Source organism: Mucispirillum schaedleri ASF457 (assembly GCF_000487995.2).
Lineage (GTDB): Bacteria > Chrysiogenota > Deferribacteres > Deferribacterales > Mucispirillaceae > Mucispirillum > Mucispirillum schaedleri.
Genome location: NZ_CP097562.1, coordinates 1836452 through 1853140, shown reverse-complemented (window position 1 = coordinate 1853140; position 16689 = coordinate 1836452). Strand labels below are relative to the sequence as shown.

Here is a 16689-nt window from a genome sequence, read left to right as displayed (position 1 = left end):
GCACATAATATATCTAAATTATTTATTTTTAGATACTTCGCTTTTCAAGCTCAGTATGAAATAGAGTTCTCACATTGCAGTCATTTTGAGCCTGAATTTATAAGGTGAAAAATCTAAATTATACATATTGCAAGGGGGCATAATATATTTTAAATTGTATAGTTTTAAGATACTGAACTTATCCAAAAATCTTAATTACCCCTTATTACAGCAGTCAAAAATTATATATTTATCAAATTGTATCCATATCTATTCGCTGGTTTTGATTATTTCCACAGGTTTATAATATTTTTTACATTCTTCATTAATACCACTTCTGCATTCTGCAATCACATTCTTATCTGATAAAAATTTATCTGCAATATCTTTATAGTTATGAAAATCAATACTGTTTTGCACATCAACTAATGATGTATCAAATAAAGCAAGTTTCTCTTTTGCAAGCATTAAAGCAGTTTTATTATCTTTATTTACAAGGCTGTCATCAGCTCCACGAGCAATTAACATCATTGTAATTATTTTATTTCCATTTGCTGCTGCTTCCATTAAAAGAGTATTATGCTTATCCCCATACCGTGCATTAATATCTGTTTGTGTATTATCAAGCAGTGCTGCAAATACATCATTTTTATTATAAGGAACACTGGCACAATAAAAAAGTGCTGTATTATTATCTTTATCTCTAATATCTACATCTGCTCCACCGCTTATTAATTCAAGCACTAAATCATAACTTTCATATTTGCCACCTGCTGCAATATGTAAAGGTGTTCTGCTGTCATTATCTTTTACATTTGGGTCTGCTTTATTAGCTATCGCAAAGTTTACCACACTGCGAATATAACCCTGCCCTTTATTTTCATTACTTTGTTCTTTTACAAGTATGTGAAGCAGGCTGTTATATTTATCCCAGTTAAGGGATGCCTGCTTTTCTATGAAAATATTTGCAAGCCGCACCCTGTTTGTCTGGTCTTTTGACTGGTCAAAACTATTTATTACATAATATATTAAATCAGGCTCAAGGCTTATTTTTGCACCACCTAATATTAGTTTCATAAATACATCAGGATTGCCGCCTATTGCTGCATAATAAACTGGATAATGTCCCTGTATCTTTTTATTAACATCAAGATTAGCTGCGACTGCTTTTTCTACAAGTCCAGCATCTCCAAATTCTGCACCAAGCATTAAAAGGCTTTCTTTATCTGAAAGCTCTAAATAAGCAGTGGTATTATCAAAATGATTTGCTTTTGCAATATCTAATGCTGTCATACCTTTTTTATTTTTCAATTTTCTATCAGGACTGCCTGTTAAAATAGATTTAACATTATCTTTTGCAGCTGCAATATGTAGTGGTGTATCACCATCTATATTCTGAATATTAATATCAGGCTTATAGGAAGAATATATTTGATAATAGTCCTGTGGTTTAATATGCAGAATTGTATTGCCGTTACTGTCTTTTGCATTAATATCTGCTTTATTTTCCATTAATATGCTGATACTTTCTTTTACATTAGCCATACTTATTGCATCAGTATACTGATATACATAAAAAAGCGGTGTTCTTTTGCCTGCATCTCTTCTATAAATATCTGCACCTTTAAATAAAATATATCTTAAAAAACCAGCATCATGGTCTGGTCTTGCAAGAGCAGCCATTAATGGTGTTATCTTATCCTTTCCAGAATGAGAATTAATATCTGCACCATTATCTATTAAAAACCTTGCCATATCAAAATAACCAAGGGAAATAGCAGTATAGAGTAATGTGTTATTACTGCCATCAGGTTTATTAATATCTGCACCATTTTTTATAAGCAGAGAAACAAGCTGGCTTTTATTTGCTTTCACAGCTTCAAAAAGCGGACGGCTTTCGTTATCATTTAATATATTCATATCTGCACGATACTTTTTTAAAAGATTAAGAGCATTTTCATTAGATGCAAAAAATACTGCAGGATATTTATTTGGGTCTGCCCCTTTTTCTAAAAGCACTTCTGCCATATCAATATGATTTAAGTAAAATGCATAAGCAAGTGGTGTAATTTCTTTATAGTTATTAATATTATTTTCTTTTAGAGAAACTAATCCAAGCTGATTTATATTAATGTCTTTACTTGAAAGCAATAGTTTAAATATATCATTTTCTCTGCCTGCAATGGCAATGTGCATCAGAGTTGTTTTACCTATAGTTTCATTATCTTTAATAACACTATATAAAATATTTGGATTAGTGCCGTTATCAAGTAGAAGTTTTACAATATCCAGCTCTCCATTAAAAACTGCTTGAACAAGCTGATTTTCTTTGTCTGTTAGTAAAGTATCATTTTTAAACTGATAACCACCACTAGCATCTTCTGCTGTATGGTTTGCTGATATTTCCTGATGTGCTGCTGTATAACCGTCATCTTCTTCAAAATAATCATCTGAAATATTCTGAGCAAAACTACTGCCTGCATATAAAAAAATAGATATTATTAAAATTATATACTTTTTAACCACATTAACTCCATATTGACTACTACAACTAAATTAATATATATGACAAAAAAACACAACGAAAAATTCAATATTAATTATACATTATCATGTCATACTGAGCCTGAAAGGCGAAGTATCTAAAAGAAAATATCAGTTAAATATATTACAAACTAATATATAATATATTTAATTTAGATTTTTCGCCTGTGAAATCAGGCTCAAAATGACTATGGCACAAAATTTTAGGTCAGTCCAAACTTTATTAAACCATTATAAAACGATACAATAAAAATAAAATCATAACATATATATAATTTCTTAAATAAATTTATATTTACAGACTTTGTTTCACAGGCTCTCACTATTTCTTTTAAGGCACTGTTTTATTAATCAGTGCTTTTAACTGGTCTAATTTTTCAAAATATTTCTGCAAATATTTTTTTGATTTAATATTTATTTTTTCTTCATATTCTTTTCTTGTAACAAATCGGGCATTATCTATTGAAAAACCAGAACTATTATAAAATGATTTTACAGCAAGTCCGTCTTTATCTGGGTATAATATTCTATTTTCATCACTTTCTAACAAGAATGCTCTTTCTTTATCATGACATGATGAGCATAAAACAGTTTCTTTTCGGACAGTATGTGGATAAGTTACTTTCCATCTGTTTGCAATCATATTATTTTCCTGACCTGTAACTAAATCTTTATATGTATTTGTAGTAAATATAATTTTAGACGGTTTTGCAGGCATATATTTTCCAGTATCATTATCTATCACAAGCGGCGGTCTTTCATTTACACGCATAAAGCTGCTTTTAAAATATTCTTCGCTTATCTGTGGCAGCTCTTTTACAAATTCAGAATATGAGCTTTCTCTAAACCTTAAATAAAATGTACCAAGCTCCATAGGGGAATAAGCTGCATGGCATGAAATACAAGCAACTTTATCATGACCTTTTATGCTGTGCTCTATAATGCTTATATCATAAGTATGGCAGGAAAGGCAGTCTTTTGCTTTTTCACTGCCCTGTATATTATTTTTTGAATGGCAGTCTATACACTGCATGCCTGCTTCATAATGAACATCGGTCAGCATTTTTAAATAGTATTCGCCATCTTTTTGTATACCTCTTTTATATCTTTCATGGTCTTCCCTTATTCCAAGCCCTGTATATTCTATCCCTGTATATGTATCTTTATGGCATGTAAGGCAGTCATCAATTTTAGGTTTTGATATATTTTTACCGCTTCCTTTATGGCAGTCTTCGCATTTAGATATATGGCATGAATTATAGCAGTGTTTTTCACCAAACTCCTCATCAAACTGGCGAAAAGTTTTATCTATAAAGGCTTTTTCTTTATTTTTACCAGTCATCACTATATCATCAATACTGCATTCTGTATGACAGTCTAAACATACCTGTTTTTTGTTATATTCTGGATGCTCTGCATAAACTGCACTAGCGAATAAAAGGCTTATGAACATCATCATTAAGTATTTTTTCATAATCTATATCCTGCTGATAATATTTACTGTCTTTTTCACTGTGGCATACAATGCACTTCATTACATCTACTGCCTTTACTATTTCATTTCTGCTTAATGGGCTTGAGCCAGAACGCACAATATCTGATTTTGATTTAAACTTACCATTTTCCACTGCATATATAGAATTTAGCGGCACTGGGCAGTTATCACACCTTACAGCTGATGTTAAAGTGTCATCTTGAGCTGAAAACAGCCCGTCACCAAATCCATAGAAAAACAGTGTAGAGTGGCAGTTTTCACATTGGACTGCTTTTCTACCTGTATTATGACCATAAAATGGAGCATATTTCATCTGTGGTTTTCCCCTGAAATCTACCATTTTATCATTTGATACAATATTGCCGTTTTTATCAATATGTGTTAAAAATGTCTGACAGCCGGGAGTAACAGGGGCTATTTTTCCTTTCTGGTTAAAGGCTAAAGGAAACGGATAAAATGTTCTTAAATCTTCTGTTTCTACAAACTGTCCAACTGTTTCTTTATTTTTAACAAAGTCATACATAGTTTTAGTTTCATTATATTCCACATGGCAGCCATAGCACTGTATCACATTAGCAGAATGGCATGTATAACATTCCATTCTACTGTGTCCTGCAATATTATGCTCCATAGTTCCTGTAATTACTTTTACTTCTCTTTCTTTACCTGTTCTTTTACTCATTAATATTATTTTATTATCTTTTTCATATACATTAGAATAAGGTCTGCCTTTATCTGTAAGCACCATACTGCTGCCGTATTCTATTTTATCAATATATGATGTGCCTTTTAAATAAGGCACCATATTTTCTTTAACAGCAGGGGCAGTTTCTGGTTTTTCAGTATAAGAGCCGTGGCAGCTTTCACAGCTTACTTCTATCTGCTCATACATATTTTCATAATAATATCCGTCCCCCATTATTTCCATAGTTGTATGGCAGTCTATACATTCCATACCTTTTGCATGGTGAATATCATCTTGGAAATGACGGGTGTTTCTTAAACCGCTTGTAAGGTTTGGTCCTGGAATACCATCTTTTAACGGCACAAGTGCATTATTACCATCATACTCTCCTTTATAAGATAAGGCAATTCTGCCGCTTCTATTGTGGCATGCAAGGCATACTGTATCATCTGGCAGAGTTTTCATTTCATGAGTAACAGAATGTATGCTTTTTCCCTGCATTGATTTATCATTTCCAGAATATTCTCCAAAATCCCCATAAGGAAAATGGCATGCGGAGCAGCCTGATGAATGAACTCCTTGATACCCCATATCTGCTGCCTGACCAACATGGCATGCAGAACAGAATTTTCTATACATATCTGCAGAAATTGTATCATATTCTGAAATATTATCTATTGTGATAATATTTCCGTGTTTATCGTATGCTTTATCATTATTATTTTGAGAATAAAGCCTGCCATTTTCTTCACCCCATGCAGCAAGGGTATTTTTTATAATACCAGTATTTGTAAGCATTAAAGAAGATGATGCTCTTTTTACTTCATATTCATGGCATCTGCCGCAAGTCTGCATCCATACAGACGGGTCTGACGGATTATTTCTTCCATACATATTTTTATGGGCATTATCTTTATCCATGGTTAAAGAACTGCCACCATGGCAGTCTGTGCAGGATAAATCAAGATGGGATGATGAAACAGTTTCTATGCCATCATGGCATGATATACATGACGATATTTCTTTATTATTATCAATAAAAAAATAATAAACAACTGCAAAAACAAACAGCAGCATTAATATTAAAAACACTATTTTTTTCATAATTAATAATACTACTAATTTATATTTTTTTCATTAAAAATTATCATTTTACAACCATTTATTAAGCAATAGTATTTTTTACTATAATATAAATATAGATGTAAGAAAGAGTATAATTTTAAAGACTTTAAATTTAATTTTTGAATGAATAAACATTATTTTAAAACTTGATATTAATTACTTATTAAAATAAACTGCAAAGTATAATATTTCTAAGGGGAAGCGCTGCTTCCCCCTAAAATATAAACATCTAAAACTACTGCAAACTAGCAGCCAGACACTCTTGGTTTTTTAGCTTTTTTTGCTTTTTCTGCATCAACAGAAACTGCATCACCAGCTTTAAATTTGTTACCTTTTACTTCAATAGTAACTTTGTCACCATCTACAGAAACTACTGTTCCTGATTGTGGAGCTGCGAAAGCAAAGCTGGCAGCTGCAAATGTTGCTAATACTACAAGTGCGATTTTTTTCATAATTCACCTCATCATATTTTATGGAGCATCTACTCCTTATATTTTTAGCTGATTAGAACATAAACTGCATATAAACTTCTACTGTATTAAAGTCTTGATAATGTAGAAAGTGGATAAATGTTGTAGACCATCTATCATTTTATTTAACTTATTCTTTTTTGAAATAAAAATCAATATAAAATAATACATTATTATAATTCCTTAATCATAGCTTTTTACTATATATATCAAGAAATATTTGCATTATTATAGATATATTCTACCCTTTAACTATGACTTTTAATTTTATAAATCCTACTATTTTTATATCAATTAAAAACTTAATTCAGTATTATTTATAATAGTGTTATATTATAGTTTTTATAATTTTATCAAATTTATTAATATCATATTGAAAGTGATAAGGCCAAGTATCTAAAAACACATATAATTAAAATATATTATATACTGATGTAATAAGAAATAATTTAGATTTTTCGCCTTTAAAATCAGGCACAAAGACTGATACACAATGCTTTTAAAAAGCGATTTCTATAAATAAGTTTCCATAAGTATGTCCGTAGGGCTGAGTAGTATATTCCTTTGTATAGACTGTCCATATATAACCTGCCCTTATACCATAATATGATACCACAATACCACAGGCAGCATCCCACCTTAATATATTAGTATTATATCCAAAATCACTTGTGCTGTTATTACCTGATACAAAAAGATTATAAAGCACAACTCTTGGTCCGCCACCTGCAAAAATATATACAGATAATTTATCGCTGTGCACTGGTGCTGCATCTGTTAAAGCATTAATTTTCTGCACTCCAAAATCATTATCTAAATTATACCCTATCCGAAATGTGCCGTAAGCCCCTATATGAGTATCTGCATTTCCAAGAGCCACATCCAAAGTGCCTAAAAAATCCATTGAAAAATAATCAGTTTTAAATATATATGCTCTGCCTGTCCACTGGTAATATGGATTTATGATAAATTCTGTGCCTATCTGGTTATCCCAGCCATAAAAAAGACCCTTATCAAACATTATATGTATAAATGACTGGGCTTCTTCCCCCAGTGCATAAGGTCCTGTAATACCTACTTTTATACCTATATGCTCTAATGTATTTGGAGTTCTGTTATAAATACCCGCATTAAAATATAGAAAACCTCCGTATGGGTGCTCATTTTCAGGCACATAAGTGCCTATATAGTCTGGTGTATACATTTCCTGATTTATACTTAAATGAAATCTTGTAAAGTGCAGTTTATTATAATTAACAATGGATACATTTTTTGCCCAGCTCATTTTATTATCTTCTGTAAAATAATCATATTCTTTAGATGTGTATCCAAAGCGGATACCATTTGTATAATTTCTATCGGTATGTATAAAACTTATTTTATCATTTTCCCACATACCATAGATAGTATGTTTTTTATAAGGTATGAATTCTGATGCTTCTGCACTGACATAAAAAATTAACATAAAAAACAGGCTGAAATTATATGAAATTACTTTTTTATACAAAATTTACACTCAAAAATAAGATAAATATTAAACAGTTTTTTAAAATATATTAAGTGAAATAGCATTAATCCAGCTTAATATTATTGAATTAATATAATCATTTATTGTAAAATTATATTTTATATTTGTAAAGGCTGAAACAGTATACAAATTATTCATAAATGTATTGTATTTTAAAAATAGTTTTATAATCTATTCAGATATGAAATAAGTAATGCCGATTCACTTTCATATTTTCAGCAGCAAAATTATAATATAAAAGTAGTGATTAAAAACAGTCGGGGTTTGTAATACAGAAATAATATTCTTGATAAATAGTGTAAAACTATTATAGCAATATACATAGTTACAATATGAAAACACACTAATTATTATAGATTTAGCTGCATTTAATTTTTAAAAAATATAAAATTTGGTTAGGTGATAATATGAATATTTCAAATGTAACAAATAATATAAGAGCGGGTATTAACCCGCTCTTAATAATTATATTTCTTTTTTCTCTTTTAATTCATCATACCATCTGCCATGGTGCGCTTTTGCATAGCTTTCAGGAACAACTCCTTTTGTCATACCCATAAAAGATGGACGGCTTGCAGGATGACCTACACTTAAATAAATATGTCCGATAATGACTGCAACCATTATTGCCATGCCAGCATCATGCACAGGGTATGCCCACCTTACAACCTCTACTGGGAACAGCTCTTTAAACCACATCATGAAGCCAGTAACAACCATAACAACAGCACCAAAAATAGTAAGGACAGAATTAAGTTTTTGACCGCCGTTAAAATAATCCTGTTTAGGAATATTTTTAGCTTTACCAATTAATTCTAATGGAAAAACTGCTAAAAATTGGAAATCACGCTTACTCCAGCTAAATGCACTTTTAGTCCACTGCAAAAAGCCTTTTCTATCCATTAATATCATAAAAGGTGTTGGAAGTAAAAAAGTAACAGCAAAAACTCTATGCACTATTTGAAGAATTTCAGGCACTTTAACTCCTAAAAATAATGGAAGCCCTGTTAATACAAGCATAATGAAACTGATTGCATTAGTCCAGTGTGCTATCACAATAAATTTGCTAAATCTTTGTATATATCTTTCATTACTCATGGTCATCTCCTCCATGTTTTGAGCCGCCTGTTACAGTATTTACAATAGCAGCACCAGCAACTGCCACAACAGCAGCTCCTATTAATACTTTGCCAGCAGGCTGTATTTTATCTTTCCATACATTTAAGCTTGGAGCAAGCTGAGGCTCATCAGGCAGACCATAAACAGATGGTTTATAAGGAAGCACATACATCATCGCTCCGCCTTTTATAGAATTATCAGTTTCTACATTATATGTGCATGCATCAGGATATTTTGCTTTTAATACTGCAAGTCTTTCATTAGCTATTTTCACCATCTCTTCACGAGTGCCAAAAAGTATAGCATCTGCTGTGCATGTTTTAGAACATGATGGCATATATTTCCTGTCATATCCGTTTTCAATATATTTTGCAACCCTGTCTATACATAAGTTACATTTAGTAGATTTTTTAGTTTCTTTATCTACATGCGGCACACCAAAAGTGCAGTTTATTTCACAATATCCGCACCCTATGCATTTGTCTATATCATGAGAAACAATACCTGTTTCCTCTTTTTGAAGTGCATTTGTTGGGCAGCCAAGAACGCAGCCCGCAATACCACAGTGCATACACTGAAATTTAAGGAAATCCCATCTTACTTTGTCATTTACCATATTTTCTTTCATACGGATTAAAGTGTATGTTTTACTGCTTAAATCCTTATGTGACTGATAATCACCATCAAAAGGGGTTTTATCAGCAGGCAGGTTTTTCCACTGTTTGCAGGCTACTGAGCAGCCTCTGCATGCAGAGCATTTCTCCACATCATGCAGCATAGCAATTTCTACGGCCATATTATCCTCCTAAATTATTCATACACCGGCACATCAACCTGTGCTATACGGCGTATTGCATTACAAAATGTATCAATATCTTTATCTGTTGTAAAATATCCCGGGCTAAGCCTTACTGTCCCTTGCGGAAAAGTTCCTAAAAACTGATGAGTTAAAGGGGAGCATTGCAGTCCAGACCTTGTCTGTATATCATAGTTTTGGTTTAATACTGCCCCAACATCTTCTGCATCCCACCCTGACACATTAAAAGAAAGCACCGCAGTCCTTGCCATATCAGGCTTTGGACCATAAAGTGTTATATTATCAAAGTGAGATAAATATTCCCACAGTCTTTCAATGTGATAAAGCTCTCTTTCAGCTATATTTTTTATGCCCGTTTCATTTATAAATTTCAGCCCTTCTCCCATAGAGATAATACCTGGAACATTATGAGTGCCTGCTTCAAAGGCTTCAGGCCAGTTTACAGGCTGATATTCAGAACTGGAATCAAACCCTGTGCCGCCCTCTCTAAAAGGACGAAGTTTAAATATTCTTTCTCCCAGCACTAATATTCCTGTTCCCTGCAGTCCATACAGGCTTTTATGTCCTGCTGCTGCAAGCATATCTACTGGCATATTGCGCATATCAATAGGCACAATTCCTGCAGTCTGGGCTGCATCTAAAAGCAAATAGCCGCCTTTTTCTCTGACTATCTGCCCTAATGTTTCCACAGGCTGCAAAGCTCCAGTTACATTTGAGCTGTGACATACTACTGCAAGTTTTGTTTTCTCAGTTACAAGTTTTTTAAATTCATCAATTATCACATAACCATATCTATCACAAGGGGCTATATCTAAACTTATGATACCATCCCTTGCCATTGCCTTTAAAGGTCTTGATACAGAGTTATGCTCTGTTGATGTTATGACTACATGGTCGCCTTTATTTAGGAAACCTTTTAAAGCCATATTTAAAGCATCTGTTGCACTGTAAGTAAATATTATGCGAAAATCTTCCAGCAGGTTAAAAAAATCTATAAAACCTTTTCTCACTGCCTGCACTCCATTTAATGCTTTTGCAGCTGTGTTATGGCTGCCTCTGCCTGGTGTGCCAGTGCCTTCTGAAAGTATTTCTATTACTTTCCTGCCTACATTAAAAGGCTTTGGAAAACTTGTCGCAGCATTATCTAAGTATATCATTATGGTTTCACGAGGCTTCCTTTTGCAGCAAAGCCTGTATCTTTCATTAATATGTCAAGATGAATAGATGCCCAGCCTTCTTTACCTGCACTGTTATTATCTTCGCCAATATATGTTTTTAAGTAACTGTTACATTTATGGCATAAGTCAATACGCATATCAGGTTCATCATCACTGTCTTTTATACTCATCTTTTTCTGGTCAATGTTTTCACAGTATGGGCAGCCTATTCTTTTATAAACCCATTCTGTGCCACAGTGGTCACAGTGCAGAAAACGCTGTCTGCCCCTTTTAGTATGCTTAAAAAATGCAGTAGATGCCATTTTACCACATACAGGACATATTCCTTTCTGCCACAGATTATCACTGATAAATTTTTCAATGTCTGCCTTTATTCCACTTAATGCTTTCCTTATTGATACCCATGCAAAATATTCAAGCTGCTCTTTTGCAGCACCTAAATTCTCTGCCATTTCATTAAGAAATTTGTCATCATCTTCAAGAACTGCTTTTATTATGCTGCTGCATTTATCTTGAGATAACTCTTTTACAGCTTCAAAAAAATTCTGCACTTCTTCAGGAAGCTCAGCAGTAAGGCTTTTATCATTGTTTTTACATATTGTATAAAATACTGCTCCAGCCTTATTTTCTATACCAAAATCAATATCGGTTAAAAATAAAGGTGTGCCTGACATAAACTGCTCTTTAATAGAATCCATATTATGCACTTCCGTTAAAGTATCACAGTTTTCAAGCATTTTTTCAAAAACAGTATTTAAAGCAGCAATATCTTCTAAATAAGGATGGCTTTTCACCCATTTTTCTACTGCTTCTAATGCATTTCCCATTATTTCTATGCTCCTGCTTTTACTACATTAACAAGGCATGCTTTAGTTTCCTGTATCCAGGTATTTGGGTCCCCTGCATCAATAGTTAAAAGGTTTGTGCTTGCAGCACTGCTTAATCCTTTAAAGCCCCAGTTATAAGGCATCCAAACAACAGTGCATTCCTCACCATTAATATTTAATGTATGGATACGGTTTGTTACCATTGCTTTAACTACCACTTCACCCCTTGCAGAATTAACTTTAACTTTTTCACCATTTTTTACACCAAGTTTTTCTGCTAAAGAGACAGGCATTTCTATAAATGTTTCTTTTACAAGCTCATTAAGCCATGGCACATTTCTTGTATATGCACCAGAACACCAGTGTTCAGAAACTGCTGATGTGCAAAGAACATAAGGGAAATCTTTTTTATCGCCTATTTCTTGAAATCCTTTTACCCTAGGATAAATCAAGCATGGGTTAGATGCCACATTTTCATGCAGAATATTTTTAGTAGGACTTTCTACAGGCTCATAAAATTCAGGGAACGGACCATCACCCGGAGTATATGATACATCACGAGGTAAAGATCCTTGTGCTTCAGGGTCCGCATAAACAGCACCAAAAATACGCCCTACACCTTCACCTGACATACGGAAAGGTTTTTGACCATTTGCTGTATCAGGGCCGTCTACTGCTGATGGAACATCAGGAACATCATATCCTGTCCATCTTCCAGCATTTTCATCCCACCATACAAGTTTATTATTTTCATCATAAGGTCTGCCATTTTTATCACATGATGCTCTGTTATAAAGAATATGGATATTGCCAGGCCATGTCCATGCATATCTTGGGAATATACCAAGATTGCCCGGGTCTGTTTGAAAATCTTTTCTTAAAGTCTGGTTTTCTCCGTTTGCATAAATTCCTGCATATACCCAGCAGCCAGTTGAAGTAGAACCATCTGCCTGAATTTCGCCTATGCTTTTAAGAAGCTCACCAGTTTTATGATTATATCCGTTAATTTCTTTTAATACAGAATCAGACCTGTTATCAGCAGGATAATCCCATTTAACAAGTTTAAAGATTTTATCTTTTTCTTCTGTTGAATCAGCATATTTTTCTCTGATTTTTTGGAAAAGCAGGTCAATTATTTCTATATCTTGTTTAGCATCACCAAGTGGTTTTAAACCAGCATAACGCCACTGAACAAGACGGCTTGAGTTAATCAATGTTCCTTCTTTTTCTAAAAATGATGCAGCAGGCAGTAAAATAACTTCTGTATCTATTGTGCTAGGGTCTACACCTTCTCTTTTCTGCCAAAAACATGAAGTTTCTGTTTCAAATGGGTCAGCACAAACAAGCATTTCTAAATTTTCAAGACCAGCTTGAACAATATTTAAGTTAGGGCTTGTAACAAGCGGATTTTGACCTGTAATATATAAGAATTTCATTTTCTTTTCTAAAGCTGTTTCAAAAATCCTATATATAGAATAGTTTTGCCCTGCATTTATTTTTGGTAAAAGAGGATAGCAGAAATCATTTTCAGCATTTGCATTTTCACCAAACCATGATTTCATTAAATTTACCATAAACTTTCTACGGAAAGTTCCTGAACTTTGTGTCCAGTCATATAAAGTCTGCTGTCTGTGGTTTGGAGTGTTTAAATAACCAGGATAGTAGTTAAATAAAACAGCAAAATCTGTAGAACCTTGAACATTTGGCTCACCACGAAGAGCATTAATACCTGTGCCCGGTTTACCCACATTGCCAAGTAAAAACTGCATAACTGTAAAACTGCGGATATTTTGAACACCAACTGTATGCTGAGTCATACCAAGTGCATACATAACTGTTCCAGGACGGTTATTTATCATAACTTCTGCAATTTTTTTAATATCTTCTGCAGGAATACCTGTAATATTTGAAGCAGTTTGTAAATCATAGCGTTTATAAAACTCACGCATTTTCATCATAACACTGTCTGGATGAGTAAGAGAATCAACAACAGGTTTACCATTAGCATCAAGCTGATAAGCCCATTTTTTCTTATCATAAGAATGTGTTGCTTCATTATAGCCTGAAAATAAGCCATCATTAAAATCATAATCTTTTGAAACAAGCATTGCTGCATTTGTATGTGTTAAAAGATAATCTTTATCATAGCTTTCTGTTTCAAGAATATAGTTAATAATTGCCCCAAGAAATGCAATATCTGTTCCAGGACGGATTTGAGCATGAATATCTGCTAATTTTGATGTTCTAGTATATCGTGGGTCTACATGAATAACAACAGCACCCTTGTCTTTAGCTCTCATAATCCATTTAGCACTCATTGGGTGGTTTTCAGCAGCATTAGAGCCTTCTATCAAAATAACTTTAGCATTTTTTAAATCCTGCCATGTATTTGTCATAGCCCCTCTGCCAAAAGCTGTTGATAATGCAGGCACTGTTGATGAGTGACAAAGACGAGCCTGATGCTCTAAAAAAGCAACACCCAGCATTTTTGTCATTTTAGCAATAAGATAGCATTCTTCATTATGCACCTGTGCTCCGCCAACAAAACTTAAAGCATCACACCTGTTTACATTATAAGTTTTGCCATTTTCTGTTTCCTGAGATATCCAGTTATCATCACGAACCTGCTTAATTTTTGATGCGATTTTGTCAAGAGCTTCATCCCAAGAAATATCAACCCATTTGTCGCTTTTTGGAGCTCTGTATTTAGGAGTTAAATTACGGTTTTCAGAGTTTGGTATTACAGACATTGAAGCACCTTTACTGCAAAGACCGCCCTCATTAACTATGTGGTCAGAGTCACCCTCCAGATTAATCATTTTTCCGTTTTTAACATAACCAACCATGCCGCATCCACAGGCACAGAATGTACAAATAGATGTGTATTCTTGTGCATCATCAAGCTTAAAGCCTTTGACTGCTGCTTTTACAGATGGGATATTAAAACCAAAGCCTGCCAGTGAAAGACCTGCTCCTGCAGCTGTAGTTTTAAGTAATGTTCTTCTGCTTACTTTCAAAGTAGCACCTCCCAATATTACTTGGATAAAAGAATGCTTAGCATATTTAACTTCAATAAAGGTAGAAAATCTGATTGCTGTATAAATATTCAAAAACAATCTTTTTCCTTATTTCTATATTATCACATATTTTTTATTATTACAAGATAAAATTAGTCTCATTATATATAGAAAAATATATATCTTTCATTATAACTGCTTATTTATCAATATATTATACCATAAATTTCGTTTTTATTTATAAACATATTTTTATTTTTTTAAATATTATAAAACATTGTTATATTTTATAATATACAAGAAAAAGCAGACAATATTACACATTTTAACAATTTATTAGTATTTTTCAAGATGTATGAAAGAATATTTATTTCATATTAAGACATATAATACATAAAAAAACTTTTTTCACTAAAAATTATATCTTATAACATTGAATTTTAATTAAATTAAATAAAACATTTATTTTAAAACAGATACTTTTTAGATAAAAGTATTATTGTTTATATTAATATATGACTATTTTGGACTTACTAAAATTATGTATTGCAGTCATACAGGTTTGCATACCATAAATCATTTTGAGCTTGATTTTTTAAAGGCGAAAAATCTAGATTATATAATTACAGAAATGTATAATATATTTAAATTATATCATTTTTAGATATTTCGCCTAAAAGGCTCAGTAAGACTATGCAGTGACAAAACATGAATTTGCCCAAAAATTATGGCTAAGCCACTAAATAAATGTATTTTTTCTTTATAAGGCATAAGTTTAAAAAAATTATAATTTTTATATTACAGCTTTATGGTTATTCTGCTGATGCATCATACCCCATATATCCAAACTTACCTGATAAGATTTGAGCTGCTTCTATTAGAAGCGGTGCTATTTCATTTTCTATTCTTTCCATACTCATACGGACTTTTGGACCAGATACACTAATACCTGCAATTACTTTACCCATAAAATCAAGCACTGGAGCAGCTACACAATGAACATCATTTTCATATTCTTCTATATCAAGAGCATATCTGCACTCTCTCACATTTGAAATATCTTTTAAAAGTGCATCTATATCAGAAATAGTTTTATCAGTTAACTTTCTAAACTCTTTATTTTCATAAAGTGCTGTAATCTCTTTATTACCAAGTGTGGAAAGCTGTGCCTTACCAATAGCAGTTGCATAAGCTGGACCTACATTACCAATCCTTGGCATTACTCTGACAGGCTCATCTGTTTCTATAACATTTAAATAAACCACATTACCATGACGAAGAACACCTATATATGTAGATTCATTTAATTTATTTTTTAAATCAGTTAATACCTGATGAGAAATATCTATTAAATTTAACTTATTAATATATGCCTGCGAAATCTGAAATGTTTTAACACCTAGACGGAAGTTGCCTGTATATTTATTATGCTCCACATAACCATATCTTTCAAGATTAGCTAAAAGTTTATTAACATTGCTTTTTGTAAGCTCTAATGTAGAGACTATTTCACTCATGGAAAGCTCATGCTCGCAGTTACCTAAAAGCTCTAAAATATCTATTGCATTGCTTACAGCCTGAACAGCATACTCAGACTTTTCTCTTTTAATTTTATTTTTTTCCCCACGCATATAAGCCCCCATTTTTACAATTATAAAACGATATTTTAGGTTTATTATATACTAGTCTTATTATATGATTTTTGTCAAGCAATAAATATTTTTATATACAATTTTTCATAAGCAGTTATCCAAAAATATGAAGTATAAATATATAATATATTGCATAATATATAATAATATTTTAAGTTGTTTTAAAATCATTATTTATTAAATCTATTTTTTGCAAAATAACTGCATTCTCATTTAAATCCTGCTTTTCTATAATGCCATGTCTATAATTGAT

At 32.4% G+C, this 16689-nt stretch carries 11 protein-coding genes; all 11 read right to left on the bottom strand.

Annotation, left to right across the window (positions count from 1 at the left end):
• Positions 1-249: 249 nt before the first annotated feature.
• The 11 genes from N508_RS08650 to N508_RS08600 all read right to left on the bottom strand — a co-directional run bounded on the left by N508_RS08650 (position 250) and on the right by N508_RS08600 (position 16415).
• The gene (locus N508_RS08650; protein ID WP_023276022.1) at positions 250-2505 is read right to left on the bottom strand and encodes an ankyrin repeat domain-containing protein; all 2256 of its coding nucleotides are present in this window, start codon (positions 2503-2505) and stop codon (positions 250-252) included.
• Between the two features lie 349 nt (positions 2506-2854).
• Positions 2855-3997 carry a selenite/tellurite reduction operon b-type cytochrome iron-sulfur cluster-binding subunit ExtO gene (gene extO / locus N508_RS08645; RefSeq protein ID WP_023276021.1) on the bottom strand — a complete coding sequence of 381 codons (1143 nt, stop codon included), beginning with the start codon at positions 3995-3997 and terminating at the stop codon, positions 2855-2857.
• Positions 3951-5807, bottom strand: a complete 1857-nt coding sequence (gene extM / locus N508_RS08640; protein ID WP_023276020.1) for a selenite/tellurite reduction operon c-type cytochrome ExtM — start codon at positions 5805-5807, stop codon at positions 3951-3953. The genes extO and extM overlap by 47 nt, the downstream gene beginning before the upstream one ends.
• A 266-nt stretch (positions 5808-6073) precedes the next feature.
• Positions 6074-6280 (bottom strand): selenite/tellurite reduction operon protein ExtJ, encoded by a 207-nt coding sequence (gene extJ, locus N508_RS08635; protein WP_023276019.1) that lies wholly within the window; start codon positions 6278-6280, stop codon positions 6074-6076.
• A gap of 517 nt (positions 6281-6797) precedes the next feature.
• A complete protein-coding gene (locus tag N508_RS08630) occupies positions 6798-7763 on the bottom strand; it encodes a lipid A deacylase LpxR family protein (protein ID WP_143815596.1) in 966 nt (321 codons plus the stop codon).
• Positions 7764-8291: 528 nt separating this feature from the next.
• Entirely contained in the window at positions 8292-8924 is a 633-nt protein-coding gene (locus N508_RS08625) for a formate dehydrogenase subunit gamma (protein WP_023276017.1), read from the bottom strand.
• Positions 8917-9741 (bottom strand): 4Fe-4S dicluster domain-containing protein, encoded by an 825-nt coding sequence (locus tag N508_RS08620; protein WP_023276016.1) that lies wholly within the window; start codon positions 9739-9741, stop codon positions 8917-8919. Before N508_RS08620 ends, N508_RS08625 begins: the two co-directional genes overlap by 8 nt.
• A 14-nt stretch (positions 9742-9755) precedes the next feature.
• The gene (locus N508_RS08615; protein WP_023276015.1) at positions 9756-10919 is read right to left on the bottom strand and encodes an aminotransferase class V-fold PLP-dependent enzyme; all 1164 of its coding nucleotides are present in this window, start codon (positions 10917-10919) and stop codon (positions 9756-9758) included.
• Entirely contained in the window at positions 10919-11767 is an 849-nt protein-coding gene (locus N508_RS08610) for a formate dehydrogenase accessory protein FdhE (protein WP_023276014.1), read from the bottom strand. Before N508_RS08610 ends, N508_RS08615 begins: the two co-directional genes overlap by 1 nt.
• A gap of 5 nt (positions 11768-11772) precedes the next feature.
• Positions 11773-14784, bottom strand: coding sequence for a formate dehydrogenase-N subunit alpha (gene fdnG, locus N508_RS08605; RefSeq protein ID WP_040636886.1), 3012 nt, complete (start codon positions 14782-14784; stop codon positions 11773-11775).
• An 812-nt stretch (positions 14785-15596) separates the two neighbouring features.
• Entirely contained in the window at positions 15597-16415 is an 819-nt protein-coding gene (locus tag N508_RS08600; RefSeq protein WP_023276012.1) for an IclR family transcriptional regulator, read from the bottom strand.
• Between the last annotated feature and the right edge of the window lie 274 nt (positions 16416-16689).

Bases quoted from the DNA above. Each gene is read 5' to 3' on its own strand.
- extM (WP_023276020.1), bottom strand. From the start codon at position 5,807: ATGAAAAAAATAGTGTTTTTAATATTAATGCTGCTGTTTGTTTTTGCA.
- N508_RS08610 (WP_023276014.1), bottom strand. From the start codon at position 11,767: ATGGGAAATGCATTAGAAGCAGTAGAAAAATGGGTGAAAAGCCATCCT.
- N508_RS08600 (WP_023276012.1), bottom strand. From the start codon at position 16,415: ATGCGTGGGGAAAAAAATAAAATTAAAAGAGAAAAGTCTGAGTATGCT.
- N508_RS08625 (WP_023276017.1), bottom strand. From the start codon at position 8,924: ATGAGTAATGAAAGATATATACAAAGATTTAGCAAATTTATTGTGATA.
- extJ (WP_023276019.1), bottom strand. From the start codon at position 6,280: ATGAAAAAAATCGCACTTGTAGTATTAGCAACATTTGCAGCTGCCAGC.
- N508_RS08630 (WP_143815596.1), bottom strand. From the start codon at position 7,763: ATGTTAATTTTTTATGTCAGTGCAGAAGCATCAGAATTCATACCTTAT.
- extO (WP_023276021.1), bottom strand. From the start codon at position 3,997: ATGAAAAAATACTTAATGATGATGTTCATAAGCCTTTTATTCGCTAGT.
- N508_RS08615 (WP_023276015.1), bottom strand. From the start codon at position 10,919: ATGATATACTTAGATAATGCTGCGACAAGTTTTCCAAAGCCTTTTAAT.
- N508_RS08620 (WP_023276016.1), bottom strand. From the start codon at position 9,741: ATGGCCGTAGAAATTGCTATGCTGCATGATGTGGAGAAATGCTCTGCA.